Here is a 15,293-nt window from a genome sequence, read left to right on the forward strand (position 1 = left end):
CGGGATGTGAGGTGGGACACCATGACCGTGAGAGCGCTCCCATCGGGATCGTTCACCATGCCAACGGTGCTGTTGCCCCCAACCCAGCCACGGCGAATTGCCGCTTCCGGCCCTGCGAAGCGGATGGAATTTTGACGAAGGAGTCTTCCCCTGTGAAAAACCAAAGCAAGTTCACTGTGTTCTCTGCTGCGGCCGCCTGCCTGGCCCTGTCGCTGGCAGCCTGCGGATCGTCCGCTCCCGAAAAGGCCGGCGCTGAGGACGCCACCGGCGCCAAGCCGGTGACCCTGACCGTGGGCACCTTCAATGAGTTCGGCTACGAGTCACTCTTCGCGGAATACGAGACGTTGAATCCGAACGTCACCATCGAGCATAAGAAAGCGGCCACCACCAACGAGGCCCGCGACAACCTCACCACCCGGCTGGCCGCCGGATCCGGCCTGTCCGACATCGAAGGCGTTGAGGTGGACTGGCTGCCCGAGTTGTTGCAATACCCTGACCGCTTCACCGATCTGAGCGACCCGGCGGTCGAGGGGCGCTGGCTGGACTGGAAGGCCGATGCCGCGAAGACCGCTGACGGGAAGCTTCTGGGCTACGGCACGGATTCCGGGCCCGAGGCCGTCTGCTACAACTCCGAGCTGTTTAAGAAGGCGGGCCTGCCCACCGAGCGTGGGGAAGTCGCCAAGATGCTGGGCGGGACCTGGGAGAGCTACTTCGAGGCCGGAAAGAAGTTCAAGGCCGCCAATCCGGGCGCTGCATGGTTCGATTCCGCGGGGGCCATCTACCAGGGCATGAGCAACCAGCTGGAGAAGGCCTATGAAGAAAAAGACGGCACCGTCATTGCCACGGATAACCGGAAGGTGAAGGACACCTACAACCAGGTGCTGAAGGCCTCCACGGAGGATGGACTGTCGGCCCACCTCAAGCAGTGGAGCGACGACTGGGCCGCCGGCTTCCAGACCAAAGCGTTCGCCACCACCCTTTGCCCGGGCTGGATGCTCGGCGTGATTGAAGGCAACGCGGCCGGGGTCACAGGCTGGGACGTGGCCAACGTCTTCCCCGGCGGCGGCGGCAACTGGGGCGGCTCCTACCTGACGGTCCCCACCCAGAGCGAAAACCAGGCCGAGGCCAGGAAACTGGCCGGCTGGCTGACCGCCCCCGAGCAGCAGATCAAGGCCTTCACCGCGAAGGGCACCTTTCCGAGCCAGAAGCAGGCCCTGGAAAGCAACGAATTGCTGGGCAAGACCAACACCTTCTTCAACGGCGCCCCCACCGGCAAAATCTTCGCCGAACGGGCCAAGGCCGTTGAGGTGACCCCGTTCAAGGGCACCAAGTTCTTCGCCATCAACGACGCCATGCAGCAGGCCCTCACCCGGGTGGACGTCGACAAGACGGACGACGCCGGCTCCTCCTGGGAGAAGTTCGTCACCGCCGTAAAGTCCCTGTAAGCCATGACCGTCACGGACCGGGTCAGGCCCCGAAGCGCCGGTGGTCAGCCAACGCCGCCGGGCGGCGGCAAAAGCGTCCGCCGCCTGGCGTTCTCCCGGCAGGTCTCCAGATGGGACGTGAAGCTGTCCCCGTACCTCTACATCTCCCCGTTCTTCATCCTGTTTGCCATCACGGGTCTCTTCCCGCTGATCTACACGGGCTGGGTGTCGCTGCACAACTGGAACCTCATCGGCGGCCAGGGGAAATTCACCGGCCTGGAGAACTACGGGTTCGTCCTGGCGCAGCCGTACTTCTGGAACGCGGTGGGCAACACGCTCAGCATCTTCCTCCTGTCCTCCGTTCCCCAGGTGGTCTTAGCCCTGGTGATAGCGGCGGTGCTGGATGCGAACCTGAGGGCCAGGACGTTTTGGCGGATGGGGGTCCTGGTGCCGTTCGTCGTCGCGCCCGTTGCGGTGGGGCTGATCTTCAACAATCTCTTCGCGGACCAGTTCGGCCTGATCAACGAGATTGTGAAGGGCCTGGGGCTTGATCCGGTCCGCTGGCATTCCGAGTCGCTCGCAAGCCACACGGCAATCGCCACCATGGTGAACTTCCGCTGGACCGGCTACAACGCGCTCATCTTCCTCGCAGCCATGCAGGCCATCCCGCGGGATGTGTTCGAAGCCGCAACGATCGACGGCGCCGGCCGGCTGCGGCAGTTCTTCTCCGTGACCGTTCCGATGCTGCGGCCGACGGTGATATTTGTGGTCATCACCTCCACCATCGGCGGACTCCAGATCTTTGACGAGGCGCGGGTGTTCGACCAGTCCGGCCTCGGCGGGGCGGACCGGCAGTGGCAGACCCTGACCATGTACATCTGGGAACTCGGCTGGGGCCAGCGGAACTTCGGCCGGGCCTCCGCCGTGGCGTGGCTGCTTTTTATGATGATCGTGCTGATAGCACTGTTGAATTTCGTCATCACCAAGCGCATTGCAAGCCAGGGAGGCCGCAAATGAGCTCAATCCCCATGATCGAACAAAGCGCTGGAAAGGGCGCAGCCCGGGCCGCGGCGCGGAAGGCCGGTGCCGTCCAGGCCGGTGCCGTCCAGGCCGGGCCCCGGCGCGGACCCGGGCCCGGCGCCGGACGCAAGAAGGGCTCCTCCAGCGTCCGCCGGCCCGGGTTCCTGACCTACGGATTCTTCGGGGCCGTCCTCCTCGCATCCCTCTTTCCGCTCTATTGGTCCTTCCTCGTCGGCAGCCATGACAACACCGTCCTGAGCCGCGGCATCCCGCTCCTGCCGGGCGGCAACTTCCTCGCGAACGCGGCGAAAGTCTTCGACAGCATCCCGTTCTGGAAGGCAATGGGCAACAGCCTCATCGTCTCCGGCGTCACGGCGGTCTCCGTCGTCGCGTTCTCCACCCTCGCCGGCTTCGCCTTCGCCAAGCTCCGGTTCCGCGGGAGCAAGGGGCTGCTGGTCTTCGTCGTCGCCACCATGGCCGTGCCGACGCAGCTGGGTGTGGTCCCGCTGTTCATTGTGATGGCCAAGCTGGGCTGGACCGGCTCCCTGTGGGCCGTCATCATTCCCGGCGTGGTCACGGCGTTCGGCGTTTTCTGGATGACCCAATACCTCCGGGATGCCCTTCCGGACGAGCTCATCGAGGCGGTCCGGATGGACGGGGCATCCATGATCCAGGCTTTCTGGTACCTGGGATTCCCGGCTGCCCGGCCCGCCGCGGCCATGCTGGCCCTATTCACTTTTGTGGCCACCTGGACGAACTTCTTCTGGCCGTTTATTGTCCTTGACCCCTCAAACCCCACTCTCCCGGTGGCGCTGCAGCTGCTTCAGGCCGCACACTTTGTGGACTACTCGGTGGTTTTGGCCGGTGCCGTCCTGGCCACTGTCCCGCTGCTGCTGCTGTTCATCGCCGCAGGCCGCCAACTCGTCTCAGGAATCATGCAAGGAGCAGTTAAAGGATGAACACCACCCCGCTAGCATTCCCCGAGGGCTTTCTTTGGGGGGCGGCCACGGCCGCCTACCAGATCGAAGGGGCAGCCCACGCCGGCGGCAGAAAGGATTCCATCTGGGATGCCTTCGCCAGGGTTCCCGGTGCGGTCGCCGACGGCCACAACGGCGATATCGCCTGTGACCACTACCACCGCTCCGGCCAGGACGTGGAGTTGATGAAATCGCTGAATCTGAAGGCGTACCGGTTCTCCACGTCGTGGGCCCGCTGCATGCCGGACGGCAGGACGCCCAACCCGGAGGGGATCGCGTTCTACTCCCGTCTGGTTGATGAACTGCTGGCCGCAGGCATCACCCCCTGGCTGACGCTGTACCACTGGGACCTGCCGCAGGCGCTGGAGGACGACGGCGGCTGGGCCAACAGGGAGACCGCCCGGCTGTTCGCCGCTTACGCTGCCGTGATGCACCAGGCCCTCGGCGACCGGGTCCGCATCTGGACCACCCTCAATGAACCCTGGTGCTCGGCATTCCTTGGCTACGCGTCCGGGGTCCACGCCCCGGGCCGGCAGGAACCGGCCGCCGCCCTTGCGGCAGCACACCACCTCCTGCTGGGGCACGGGCTTGCCGCTGCGGAACTGCGCCGGCGCGACCCCGCGGCGAGCTTGGGTATTACCCTGAATCTCACCGTCGCGGACCCGGCAGATCCCGGCTCTGCGGGCGACCGGGATGCGGCCCGCCGGATTGACGGGCTGCACAACCGGATCTTCCTCGATCCGCTCTTCCGCGGCGAGTACCCCGCGGACGTCCTGGCCGACGTCGCCGGACTCGGCTTCGACGCCGTCGTGCAGGACGGTGACCTCGCCGTCATCTCGGCGCCCATGGACCTGCTGGGCGTCAACTACTATCAGGGCGAGGCCCTCACGAAGGCGGCGGGCCCCGCCGAACACCGGGGCCGCCCGGATGCCGTAACGACGACAGCGCAGGCCGCGCCGGCGTCGGACGTCCGGCCGGAGGCATCTCCCTTCGTAGCAGCCGACGGCGTGCACTCGGTGCCGCGCGGACTGCCGGTGACCGGCATGGGCTGGGAGGTCCAGCCCGAGGGCCTGTACCGGTTGCTCATGCGGCTCCAGCGCGAGTACACCGGTCCGGCCGGCATCCCGATCTACATGACGGAGAATGGAGCCGCCTACCCGGACGCCCCCGACGCCGACGGCTTCGTCGACGACCAGGACCGGCTGGCCTTTTTTGACGCGCACCTGCGCGCAGTCCGGGATGCGATCGACGGCGGCGCGGACGTCCGCGGCTATCTCGCCTGGTCGCTGCTGGACAATTTCGAATGGGCCTACGGTTACCATCAGCGCTTCGGACTGGTCCGGGTGGACTACGAGACCCTGGCACGGATCCCCAAGGCGAGCGGCCTCTGGTACGCGAAAGTGGCGGGGGCGAACGCCGTACCTGCAGCCCGAGGCTGATCCCGTCAGGCTGATCCCGTCAGGGGGGAGGCCGGGGATGTCGTATTCTCAAAGTGATGAGCGAACAGACCCGCCCGAGTCTCCGGGCCGAACCGGCCAGGCCCAGCCCCACCCTTGAAGACCTAGCGAGGGCGGCGGGCGTGTCCCGGTCCACCGCCTCGCGGGCCATCAACGGCGGTTCCCGGGTCAGCCCGGAAGCCCAGGCGGCCGTTGACGGCGCGGTTGTTGCCCTTGGCTATACCCCGAACCGGGCGGCCCGCAGCCTGGTCACCCGCCGGACCTCATCCATCGCCCTGGTCATCAACGAACCCGACGCGCGCGTCATGATGGACCCGTTCTTCGCCGCCGTCATCACCGGGGTGACGGAGGCACTGCGCGAGACCGACATGCAGCTGGTCCTGCTGATGTCCCGGGCGGGCGGCGATCCCTCCCGGACGGTCCGCTACCTGCGCGGCGGCCACGTCGACGGAGCCATAGTGGTCTCGCATCACCAAGCCGATGGCTGGACCGAAGAGCTCGCCGCTTCCGGGCTGCCTACCGTGTTCATTGGACGGCCGTGGAATACGGGCCTCGGCATCCACTACGTCGACGTGGACAGCTTTCAGGGCGCCCGGCTTGCCGCGCTTCACCTGGTGGCCGCCGGGCGCACCCGGCTCGGAACCATCACCGGCCCGCTGGATATGACGGCGGCCGCGGACCGGCTGGCCGGCTGGCACGCCGGTCTCAGTGAAGCCGGGCTGCCGCCGGGTCCGGTTGCGCACGGAGACTTCACCGCCGCCGGCGGCACCGTGGCCGCCGAACAACTGCTGGCCCAGGACGGCCGCCTGGACGGCATCTTTGCCGCTTCCGATCTCACGGCCCGCGGCGCGATCATGGCCATCCAGGCCTCGGGGCGTGCAGTCCCCGCGGATGTCGCCGTGGTGGGTTTTGACGACCACCTCCCGGCGCCGGGCGACCTGCCGCTGACCACCATCAACCAGCCGATGGTGGAAATGGCCGCCCGGGCGGGCCGTCTGCTCCTCGCGGACATCGAAGACCCGGGGGCCAGCCGGGATCCGGTCATCTACCCCGCCCGGCTTGTGGTGCGGGCAAGCAGCACACCGCAGGCCGGCCAGTAGTCATTTTCGTTAGTTCGTCGGGGGTCAGACGGAGTCTGGAGCTTTTCGCGCGCGTGTCCTGCCAGCGGGACATGCTCATTCTTCGCACCCGGGACCGGGCACAATGCCACTATGTCCGCCCGCTGGCCCCGGCACGGGGCACGTCCCTTCGGGCCGGTGCGCCGTTCAGCTGGACATGCCCATTCTTTGCACCCGGGACTGGGCATAATGGCACTCTGTCCATTCGCTGACCCCGGCGCGGGGCATGTCCCTTCGGGCCGGTGCGCCGTTCAGGGGGACATGCTCATTCTTCGCACCCGGGACTGGGCATAATGGCACTCTGTCCATTCGCTGACCCTGGCGCGGGGCATGTCCCGGAGCCCGGCCACCGAGCCCGGACCCCGACGAACTAAGAAATGCCCACCAGCCTCCGGCGGCGCGTGGATGCCGCCGTCGTACACCTATGGTCCGGGTGCCGGCAGTGGTTAGATGTAAGCGTGGAAGGGACAAGGCTCGACACAGCGGGACCGACGGATGGCGCAGCAATGCCGAAGACCGACTTTAAGAAGGAGCTCGACAGCTACCGGGCTGACTTCCATAAGTTCCGCGTCGTCCAGGTACCCGCACTGCAGTACCTCATGATCGACGGCCACGGCGATCCAAACACCAGCCCGGAGTTTGCCGACGCGACTGCTGCGCTCTACCCGGTCGCCTACGGGCTCAAGTTCGCCAGTAAGCGCGAGCTCGGCAGGGACTATGTTGTGATGCCGCTGGAGGGCCTATGGTGGGCGGACGACATGCGATCCTTCACCTCGGCCCGCGACAAGGCCACATGGAACTGGACGCTCATGATCATGGTTCCGGCCTGGATTACCCGCGAAATGTTTGTGGCGGCCGTGACCAGGATTGCCGCCGGCGACCCGCCGGCAAGCCTCGACAGGCTGCGCCTCGAGACTCTCGAAGAGGGCACTTGCGTCCAAACCCTGCACATCGGGTCCTACGACGATGAGGCTGATGTTCTAGATCGGATGCACCACCAGTTCATCCCGGACCACGGCCTCCGTATGGTCAAGAAGCACCACGAGATCTACTTCAGCGACTTCCGCAAAGTTGCTCCCGACAAACTACGGACCGTACTCCGGCACCCTGTCGAACCCGAGTAGGCAAGGTTGAACCCGAGTGAGCAAGGTTGAACCCGACTGAGCAAGTCCCAAACGTCGGCCGAGGTATTGCGGGCCCGGCCCGTCCAAACGACGGTGCTGCTGCTGATCTTTCGCTGCCCGCCACCGGCAGAACTGGCATGCAGCCGCAACGGAAAGTACCGTCGTCGTAAGAAAAGATTCGCAATCGGGCAGGGGCGGCATGGCTAAGAACAGCAAAAACCGAAACAAGGGCAAGGGACCCGCGCGCACGATCGGCCCCGGTTCGCAGGGCTCCGGATCCGTTTCCCTGAGCACGTTCCGGGCCGGCCGTGCCCTGGATGCGCTCACGCCGGCGTTCGTCCAGTGGTTCGACGACGGATCACCCGGCGCTGCCGCTGCCGCCGTGGGATGCCTGAAGCAGGTTGAAGCCGTGATGGGCCGCTATCTTGAGGGCACGGCCGCCGCCGAGGTTACAGGCTTCGAGGGAATTCCCTTGGCGATCGCGATCTCGGCTGAGGTTGCTGCCGTTGCTGACCGCTCGGCCGGAGAGATGGCGGACGTCGAGAACGCCGTCTTCGTCGTGGATGCAGTCCGCGCCTACGTTGATTTCCTGTCCGAAACGGGCCGGTGGAGTGGCCCGGCGGATCAGCTGGCCGAAATCATGGAGTTCTTCGATGACCTCGCGGAGGGCGACGACGGTCATCAATATCTTGAGGTGCCGGATTTCCCGGACGAACAGGCGCTGGAAGTCTTCTCCGGGCTGCCGCTGATCCAGCAGGCCACGGCGCTGTTGGAATGGATCGGAGACGGGAAGCCCGTCACCGGCACCGGGGCGCTCCGCCTGCGGGACATTGAAGCGGCGGCTGCCTGTGTGGGCGTCGCCGTCAAGGGCGCGGCCGGCAAGGGCGCGGCCGGCAAGGGCGCGGCCGGCAAGGGTGCGGCCGGCAGGGGCGCGGCCAGGCGGGCGGATTCCCCGCTGCCGGGCACCGCGGGTTCGGCGGAGGACGTGCCAACGGTCCGGAGCATGTATGAGGTGCCGCAACTGGCGAAGATGTGGGCTGCGCTCGAAGCCGCCGAGCTGATTGAGTTCATGTCAAAGAAAGTGGTGCCGTTCGAGGATTCCGGCGCTTTCCTGACCGGCGGGACTTCGGAGCGGCTGGAGGAACTGGTGTTTTTCGTTGACCAGTATCTGGAGACCGCGGTGCTCGGATGGGACCCGGAACAGCCGTGGGAACAGCTGGTCTCCGGGCTGCAGGCGTCGATCCTGCTCGCGGCGGCAACCGCGGATCCGCCTGAGAAGGCGAGGGTTCTGGCCGCCCCGGACAACGCGCCGGCGGCGGAAAAGGCGATGGCCGGCCTGCTCACCGGCATGGCCCTGCGGCGTCTGGAAGACCTCGCCGGGCTGGGGCTGCTGAGCATCGACACACACTTCCGGGTGCCGCCGGCCCTGATCCGCTGCGTCGCGAACGTCTTCGACGACGAGCGGGTGCTGGCTGACCTGGGCATTGCTCCGGCCCCCGAATATGCCGGTCCGGACCCGGTGGAGGAGAACCCGTTTGTACGGCAGGCGCCGGCGCCGGTGAAGGGGAAGGTGATTATGCGGCAGACGCCAGCGCCGGTGAAGGCGGCGCCGGTAGCGCGGCAGGCCGCGGCGCCGGTTCTGCAGCTGAAAATCATGCTCGACGACTCGAAGCCGCCCATCTGGCGGCGTGTCCTGGTTCCGGCCGGCATGCCGCTGACTGAGCTGCACCAGGTGATCCAGGCGCTGTTCGGCTGGTACGGCTATCATCTGCACCACTTCCAGGCCGGGGGATTCCGCGGCCCCACGTACGCGCCGGCAGACCCGGACGGCAGGGACGATTTCTACGGCGACTCTTCCCTCGACGAGGCGGCCGTGACAGCCGGCGAACTGCTGCCGGACGTGGGCAGCACCCTGAGCTACACCTATGATTTCGGCGACAACTGGGTGCACGCCATCACGGTGGAAAAAATCCTGGCGGACGACGGCGGCGGGCGGCTCCCGCGGTGCACCGCGGGGCGCGGTGCGGCGTCGGCGGAGGACAGCGGCGGCATCTGGGGCTGGACGAATATCGTCCAGGCGGTTAACGACCCGGGCCACGAAGAGCACAAGGAGTACCGGGAGTGGTTGGGCATGCGGCCGGGGGACTCGCTGGACCCAAAGGCCTTCGACACGGAGGAGGCCAACCGGGGCCTGGCCAAATTGTTCTGACGGCTGACGGCGTCCGCAGCCCGGCCACCACTGACGATCGATGCTGTCAATTGACGTGCGCCGTCGCTGCAGGCCCGAGCCGTTCGGCCGTCAGCGCTGAAGTCCCGGTGCGGAAAGTGTTGAGTGTCGCACCATGGCGGAGTAGCGTGACAGCAGGTGTCAACACGCATCACACGGACTCGGGAGCGATCATGGCATATGTGACCCGTCGACTGTTTGCCGTCGCGGCGGCTCTGGCGCTGAGCGTGACGGGCGGCGCCGTCGCCAGCCCCGCGTTCGCCGACCCGCGGGAGACGGTGAAGACACCGACCGCCACCGGGTCCGGCGGCGCCGTGAGCACCGTGGACCCGGAGGCATCCGCCGCAGCGATTGAGGTCCTCCGCAAGGGCGGCAACGCGGCGGATGCCGCCGTCGCCGCTGCCGCGACCCTTGGCGTGACCGAGCCGTACAGCGCCGGGATCGGCGGCGGCGGCTACTTCGTGTTCTACGACGCGAAAACCGGCAAGGTCGGCACGATCGACGGCCGCGAGACCGCACCGGCAGCGACGCCGCGCGACGCGTTCATCGATCCGGCGACCGGCCAGCCCTACCGCTTTACGCCCGAGCTGGTCACGAGCGGGGTCTCCGTCGGCGTCCCCGGCACACCTGCCACCTGGGAGCGTGCCCTCGACCGGTGGGGAACATTGAGTCTCGGCGATGCACTCAAGCCTGCCATTAAGGTGGCGTCCCGGGGCTTTGTGGTCGACGGGACGTTCCGCCAGCAGACGCTCGATAACAAGCTGCGTTTCGAGGCGTTCACCTCCACGAGCAAGCTTTTCCTGCCGGGCGGCGACGCCCCCGCCGTCGGCAGTCTCTTTCGGAACCACGACCTCGCCGAGACGTACAAACTCCTCGCGAAGAAGGGCACGCGCGGCTTCTACGCCGGCCCGCTCGCGGCGGAGATCGCGTCCACGGTCCAGGCGCCGCCGAAGACTGCCGGAACCACGCTGCCCGTCCCGGCCGGTCACCTGACGACGGCGGATCTCGCCGCCTACCGCGCCCTGGATCAGGCACCCGCCCACGTTGAATACCGCGACCTGGACGTCTACGGCATGGCGCCGTCGAGCAGTGGTGGCACTACCACCGGCGAGGTGCTGAACATCCTGGACACCGTCAACCTTTCCGGGATGCGCCCGCCCGGCGCCCTGCACCACTACCTCGAGGCGAGCGCGCTCGCCTTCGCGGACCGCGGCAAGTACGTGGGCGACCCGGCGTTCAACAAGGTCCCCACCGCCGCGCTGACCGACCCGCTGTTCGGCAAGGAGCGGGCCTGCCGGATCGACCCGCTGCAGGCGGCTGCGAAGCCCGTCGCACCGGGGGAGGTGTCCGCGTACGACGGCGTGTGCCCGGGCGCCGCCGCGGCGCCCGCCGACGAAAAGGACACCGAGAACATCTCTACGACCAACCTGACGGTCGCGGACAAGTGGGGGAACGTGGTGGAGTACACCCTCACGATCGAGCAGACCGGCGGCTCCGGGATGGTGGTGCCGGGCCGCGGCTTCCTGCTCAACAACGAGCTGACCGACTTCTCCACCGTGTACAGTCCGACCGACCCAAACCGGATCGAGCCGGGGAAGCGCCCGCGCTCGTCCATGTCGCCCACCATCATCCTCAAGGAGGACAAGCCGTTCCTGGCGCTCGGCTCGCCCGGCGGTTCGACCATCATCACCACCGTCCTGCAAACGATCCTGAATCGGGTGGATCTGGGCATGAGCATCTCCGAAGCCATCGCAGCACCGCGTGCCTCGCAACGGAACACGGCAAGGGTCACGGCCGAGCCGGGGTTCATCGCGGCCTACGGAAACCAGCTGGCACCGTACGGCCATCAGTTCACGCCGTCGGGTGATGCGTTCACCTCGGCGGCAGAGATCGGCGCCGCGACCGCAATCGAGTTCCTTTCCGACGGGCGCATGGTCGCCGCGGCCGAGCCGGTGAGGCGCGGGGGCGGCTCGGCGATGGTGCTCAAACACTAACCGAAGTAGGGCCCTGTCCGGGGGTGCGGCTTCCATGCGAGCATTAGGGCATCACCGAAAATGCACTGGGACGGGACCCGATGAAATCCAACGAACTGCTGCTGGACGCCTTCGGGCGGATCCGTGAGGCCGTGGCCGCCGCTCTTGAGGGGCTCGACAACGGGTCCCTGCTGCGCCGGCCCGCCGGCAGTGGAAATTCGCTTGCGTGGCTGATCTGGCACCTCAGCCGGGTAGAGGACGCGCAGCTGGCTTCCGCCGCAGGCCTGGAACAGGTCTGGACCTCACAGGACTTTGCGGGCCGCTTCAACCTGCCGCTGCCCCAGGACGGCACCGGCTATGGCCACACAAGCGGGCAGGTCGACGCCGTTAAGGCCCAGCCGGAGCTCTTGCTCGAATACTACGACGCCGTTCACCGGCAGACCACGGAGTTCCTGACGACCCTCGGCGACGAGGACCTCGACCGTATCGTCGACACCCGCTGGGACCCGCCCGTCACGCTCGGGGTGCGGCTGCTCAGCACCATTGCCGATTGCCTCCAGCATGTGGGGCAGGCCGCGTATGCCAAGGGATTGGACCCCGCCCGCGCAGTCTAGGGCGCGCTGGTGCCGGTCGTCCCGGGACCGGGGGGGCCGGCAGTCCCTGTGCCGGGGCCGGCAGTAACTGCCGCCGCAACCAAACGATCGAAGCTGGCGGTCCCGTTCTCCGGAGGCACTACGGTAAAGACCGCAACCCATTTCTCGGAGGCATTCTTCTCCAGCGTTGAAGCCCGAGCCACACGCAGGGTCAGACCGGGTACCCCGCTGACCACGAGCGGAAGCTTCTCCCCGCTCTTGGTCAGGCGCCGGAACTCCTTGACCGACAATTGGTCGCCGGGGGTGTTTGTCACCTCGGCGATGGTGTCGTTTACCCTCTTCGTCAGGGCCCGCGTAAATGTCCTCTGACTCGAGACCGCAGGAATCGTGAGTATTGCCGGGAGTATGATCATGAACAGCAAGACGGCACCGAAACTTCTGAGGCCGGGCACGAGGACCATCAGGATCAGGCCCAGAATCAAGCCAACGATACTGAGCAGGACGAACCTGATCACAGGAGTTTCGCCTGGTTTCTTCGACCACCGAACCAGAGCGACGTTATTCTTACGGGACCTGTCCTGCAGCGATTTTTCCATGATTAGTACCCCTTCACTTCCATCAGCGCTTCGGCCAGGATGACTGCCTCGCGTGCTTGCTTGAGATCGCTCAGCAGACCCATGTCCGGCAATGCTGAGGTGGCATCGGTTGAACCGGTGAGGGCAGAAAATATGCTGCTCAGCTTTTCACGGTCCTGCGACAGCATTCGGGACGAATTCAGTTTGACTCTGCTTAATTCGAGCTCCAGCAGGGACTTGTCGATCGCCGCGCGACGCCTTTGCATGACCGATATCTTTTCGGTAAGGCGCTGGACCTGGCCGCGGAGCATCGATTCCATTTTTGCTGCCACGTCGTGGAGTTCGCTCAGATCGGTATACGACTGTGGCGGCCCGGAGTGCCGGGCGAGTTGCCAGCTGACGTAGTGGCGCCGCCGTTCCCATTCCCGGACGGCGGCTTCGTGTGGTCCAAGAAGCAATGAGACGGCTGCCAGCGCTTTATCCAACGACCCCGCCCGCGTGCTCAGCCTTGTTGTGGCGGTGTCCAGCCGCGACACGAATGCGTCGTAGTTGTCATGGGCCGTGGTGCTCTGGGGTTTCATCAGCCACCAGCACGCTGTGGCGCCGCGCCGCCCAGGCATTCCAAGCCAGGACGGAGGGGAATCTCCCGCCGGTGTGTGCCCCCAACTCTCATGGCAAGAGAATAGATGCTCCGGGCGCGTTGAGATAGAGTCCGGCGTCGTCTGCGCCCGGAACTTCAGGGCGTCCGAAGGAATTCGCGCGGACCTTGACACTGACGTTCGCGGTGCCGGGCCCCCAACAGTCCAGACTGCGTACCGAGTGACCGGGCCCGACTGTGCATCGGCCAGATCCGCCCTATCACGGCCCGGAGCAATTTGCGGCTCGTCGTGGGCACAAACTATTGGCCATTGACGTCGGGGTTTCGGCCGTGCTGGAAATGGCCGCCGGCGTAATCGCGGGCAGGATTCCCCGGAGGAACAGTTGCGATATTTTCAGGCCGATGCCCTGCGGACCGCTGAAGATATGGGCGTGTCCGGCACAGGGCAGCCGCCCTCTTCACCAACCGTTGTCCGGGAGACACGGAGGGCCTAGGATGTGGCTGCAGCCCCACACTGGGGACCACCTCCGGGACCTGCCCTCAAAAAGTTTCCGACACATCGTCGGATGCCCCAGTCCTGGACAACACTGGACGGGAAAGACTATGGCCAAGTATCTGTTCGAAGCCAACTACGTGGGCGAGGGCATCAAGGGCCTCATGCGCGAAGGGGGAACGAAGCGCCGTGATGCGCTCGTCGACGCCCTCAAATCCGTGGGAGGATCGCTCGAATGCTTCTACTACGCGTTCGGGGAGACCGACGTGCTGGGGGTCCTCGAGGTCCCACAGCCGTCCGACGCCGCCGCGCTGTCGCTCATGATCAACTCAACGGGCTCTGTGAACGTGCGTCTGAAGCCGCTCATGACGCCGGAGGATCTTGACGACGCGGCAAAGAAAACACCGACTTACCGGGCTCCAGGGCAGTAGTGCGCCAACTGCAACCGACATTCCGGTCCGCGCCCTGCTCTTCACACTGATCGCACAGGTGACCGCGAGGGCGGCAGCCGGGCGGATAGCTGCCCGGCGTCGTCAGGGCTGCCTCCCAGTTCGCAGAACCAGGTGACCCGGAGACGGAGGGCAGCCGGGCTGCCACAGTCCGGCGGTGCACCGCTGTGCCGGGGGATGAGGTTCCACTCGCCGGCCCCGCCCCGGAACATCGTCGCCGCCCCCAACGTGCAGGGCGAACGGTTTTTTGTGCCGCGGCGTTGCGATTACCGGCTTCTGACTGCAACGCAGTCACATACGGCCCGTTATGCCCTGTCGGATGGGCCGTAAGTGACCCCGCGTTGCTGTTGGCGGCGGCGGCTTGCCGCTCCGGAGGATCTTGGACCGGTGGCGGTGAGGCGGGGGTGGGTCCGGTGACGTTCGGCTCAGACCTGATCTCCGCAGCTTCGTTCCCCGCACCTTCGCCCGGCTCAGACCTGATCTCCGCAGCGTCGTTCCCGGCGGTGGTGTTTCCGGCGGCTTCATTCCCGGCGGTGGTGTTCCTGGGAGTGGTGGTGCGGTGGAGTGGTAGGTGTGGCCGGTGGGGGTGGTGAGGTCGATGGTGTGCCTGTGATGGGAGGTGACGTCGGGCCCGGGTCGGGGTTTGGCGGTCCAGCCGGGGTTTTCTTTGGTGTGGTTGCAGGCTTCGCAGAGTCCTGCGCCGTTGGTCCGGGTGGTGGTGCCGCCGTGGTGCCAGGGGATGATGTGGTCGTAGTGGCGGATGGGGGCGTCGCAGTAGGGGGTGCGGCAGGTGTCATCGCGGGTCTGGATGAAGCGGCGGAGCCCGGGTGGGAAGAGCCGGGCGCGGGAGTCCATGCCGATCAGGTCCCCGGTGCCGGGGGCGGTGTAGAGCCGGCGGAGGAAGAGGTTGAACGCCGCGTCATCGTTGACCGTGGCCCCGGCCTTGGCGGTGTGGTTGAGGATGTTTCGTGCCCAGCCGGCGGGGACGATGCCGTAGCCGGGGAGGCGGGCTGGTTCGGAGTCGCCCTGGAGGAGGGTACGGTCGGTCATGATGAGCTGGAGTTCGATTCCGGTGATCCCGCCGGGGGTGCCGGTAGTCCGTTCGACGAGGCCGTCGGCCATGAGTTGGCCGCGGGAGCGGGGGTCCCCGGCGGCGCGCAGTGAATCGGCGTGCCGGGTCAGGGCGGTGTACACCGCGACGCCGTCGGCGACCGGGAGCAGCGCGGTGAGGCAGGTCATGGTGTCCGGGGCGGGGCGGAGGCTGA

At 66.6% G+C, this 15,293-nt stretch carries 13 protein-coding genes; 10 read left to right on the top strand and 3 right to left on the bottom strand.

Features of this window, described 5'->3' with window-relative positions:
• Positions 1-152 precede the first annotated feature (152 nt).
• From AC50X6_RS08460 to AC50X6_RS08500, 9 genes are all read left to right on the top strand, one after another.
• A complete protein-coding gene (locus tag AC50X6_RS08460) occupies positions 153-1,445 on the top strand; it encodes an ABC transporter substrate-binding protein (protein WP_494965776.1) in 1,293 nt (430 codons plus the stop codon).
• Between the two features lie 3 nt (positions 1,446-1,448).
• Positions 1,449-2,441 (top strand): carbohydrate ABC transporter permease, encoded by a 993-nt coding sequence (locus AC50X6_RS08465; protein ID WP_494965777.1) that lies wholly within the window; start codon positions 1,449-1,451, stop codon positions 2,439-2,441.
• Positions 2,438-3,403: a carbohydrate ABC transporter permease gene (locus AC50X6_RS08470; protein WP_494965778.1), complete on the top strand. Its 966-nt coding sequence runs from the start codon at positions 2,438-2,440 to the stop codon at positions 3,401-3,403. The genes AC50X6_RS08465 and AC50X6_RS08470 overlap by 4 nt, the downstream gene beginning before the upstream one ends.
• Positions 3,400-4,860: a glycoside hydrolase family 1 protein gene (locus AC50X6_RS08475; protein WP_494965779.1), complete on the top strand. Its 1,461-nt coding sequence runs from the start codon at positions 3,400-3,402 to the stop codon at positions 4,858-4,860. The genes AC50X6_RS08470 and AC50X6_RS08475 overlap by 4 nt, the downstream gene beginning before the upstream one ends.
• A gap of 56 nt (positions 4,861-4,916) precedes the next feature.
• Entirely contained in the window at positions 4,917-5,978 is a 1,062-nt protein-coding gene (locus tag AC50X6_RS08480; protein WP_494965780.1) for a LacI family DNA-binding transcriptional regulator, read from the top strand.
• Between the two features lie 524 nt (positions 5,979-6,502).
• Positions 6,503-7,120 carry a GyrI-like domain-containing protein gene (locus AC50X6_RS08485; RefSeq protein ID WP_494965781.1) on the top strand — a complete coding sequence of 206 codons (618 nt, stop codon included), beginning with the start codon at positions 6,503-6,505 and terminating at the stop codon, positions 7,118-7,120.
• Between the two features lie 199 nt (positions 7,121-7,319).
• Positions 7,320-9,329, top strand: coding sequence for a plasmid pRiA4b ORF-3 family protein (locus AC50X6_RS08490; protein ID WP_494965782.1), 2,010 nt, complete (start codon positions 7,320-7,322; stop codon positions 9,327-9,329).
• A gap of 191 nt (positions 9,330-9,520) precedes the next feature.
• Positions 9,521-11,341: a gamma-glutamyltransferase gene (gene ggt, locus AC50X6_RS08495; protein WP_494965783.1), complete on the top strand. Its 1,821-nt coding sequence runs from the start codon at positions 9,521-9,523 to the stop codon at positions 11,339-11,341.
• Between the two features lie 80 nt (positions 11,342-11,421).
• The gene (locus tag AC50X6_RS08500) at positions 11,422-11,934 is read left to right on the top strand and encodes a mycothiol transferase (protein WP_494965784.1); all 513 of its coding nucleotides are present in this window, start codon (positions 11,422-11,424) and stop codon (positions 11,932-11,934) included.
• On the opposite strand, the gene AC50X6_RS08505 is transcribed toward AC50X6_RS08500, so the two are convergent.
• Both AC50X6_RS08505 and AC50X6_RS08510 read right to left on the bottom strand, forming a co-directional pair.
• Complete coding sequence (locus AC50X6_RS08505; protein WP_494965785.1) at positions 11,931-12,509, bottom strand: hypothetical protein; 579 nt, start codon at positions 12,507-12,509, stop codon at positions 11,931-11,933. The genes AC50X6_RS08500 and AC50X6_RS08505 overlap by 4 nt on opposite strands.
• A gap of 2 nt (positions 12,510-12,511) precedes the next feature.
• Positions 12,512-13,069: a hypothetical protein gene (locus AC50X6_RS08510; protein WP_494965786.1), complete on the bottom strand. Its 558-nt coding sequence runs from the start codon at positions 13,067-13,069 to the stop codon at positions 12,512-12,514.
• 620 nt (positions 13,070-13,689) lie between these two features.
• Here AC50X6_RS08510 and AC50X6_RS08515 point away from each other — a divergent pair.
• On the top strand, positions 13,690-14,010 hold the full coding sequence (locus tag AC50X6_RS08515) for a GYD domain-containing protein (RefSeq protein WP_326968873.1): 321 nt from the start codon (positions 13,690-13,692) through the stop codon (positions 14,008-14,010).
• A gap of 309 nt (positions 14,011-14,319) precedes the next feature.
• Here the strand turns inward: AC50X6_RS08515 and AC50X6_RS08520 are convergent.
• Positions 14,320-15,293, bottom strand: a 974-nt coding sequence (locus AC50X6_RS08520) for an HNH endonuclease (protein WP_494965787.1), incomplete at its 5' end; no start/stop codon positions are given.

The organism is Pseudarthrobacter sp. HLT1-7, from assembly GCF_059383435.1.

What these genes read in the sequence shown, in the direction of transcription:
- ggt (WP_494965783.1), top strand. Translation starts at nt 9,521, where the DNA reads ATGGCATATGTGACCCGTCGACTGTTTGCCGTCGCGGCGGCTCTGGCG.
- AC50X6_RS08510 (WP_494965786.1), bottom strand. Translation starts at nt 13,069, where the DNA reads ATGAAACCCCAGAGCACCACGGCCCATGACAACTACGACGCATTCGTG.
- AC50X6_RS08470 (WP_494965778.1), top strand. Translation starts at nt 2,438, where the DNA reads ATGAGCTCAATCCCCATGATCGAACAAAGCGCTGGAAAGGGCGCAGCC.
- AC50X6_RS08500 (WP_494965784.1), top strand. Translation starts at nt 11,422, where the DNA reads ATGAAATCCAACGAACTGCTGCTGGACGCCTTCGGGCGGATCCGTGAG.
- AC50X6_RS08465 (WP_494965777.1), top strand. Translation starts at nt 1,449, where the DNA reads ATGACCGTCACGGACCGGGTCAGGCCCCGAAGCGCCGGTGGTCAGCCA.
- AC50X6_RS08515 (WP_326968873.1), top strand. Translation starts at nt 13,690, where the DNA reads ATGGCCAAGTATCTGTTCGAAGCCAACTACGTGGGCGAGGGCATCAAG.
- AC50X6_RS08485 (WP_494965781.1), top strand. Translation starts at nt 6,503, where the DNA reads ATGCCGAAGACCGACTTTAAGAAGGAGCTCGACAGCTACCGGGCTGAC.
- AC50X6_RS08475 (WP_494965779.1), top strand. Translation starts at nt 3,400, where the DNA reads ATGAACACCACCCCGCTAGCATTCCCCGAGGGCTTTCTTTGGGGGGCG.
- AC50X6_RS08490 (WP_494965782.1), top strand. Translation starts at nt 7,320, where the DNA reads ATGGCTAAGAACAGCAAAAACCGAAACAAGGGCAAGGGACCCGCGCGC.
- AC50X6_RS08480 (WP_494965780.1), top strand. Translation starts at nt 4,917, where the DNA reads ATGAGCGAACAGACCCGCCCGAGTCTCCGGGCCGAACCGGCCAGGCCC.
- AC50X6_RS08505 (WP_494965785.1), bottom strand. Translation starts at nt 12,509, where the DNA reads ATGGAAAAATCGCTGCAGGACAGGTCCCGTAAGAATAACGTCGCTCTG.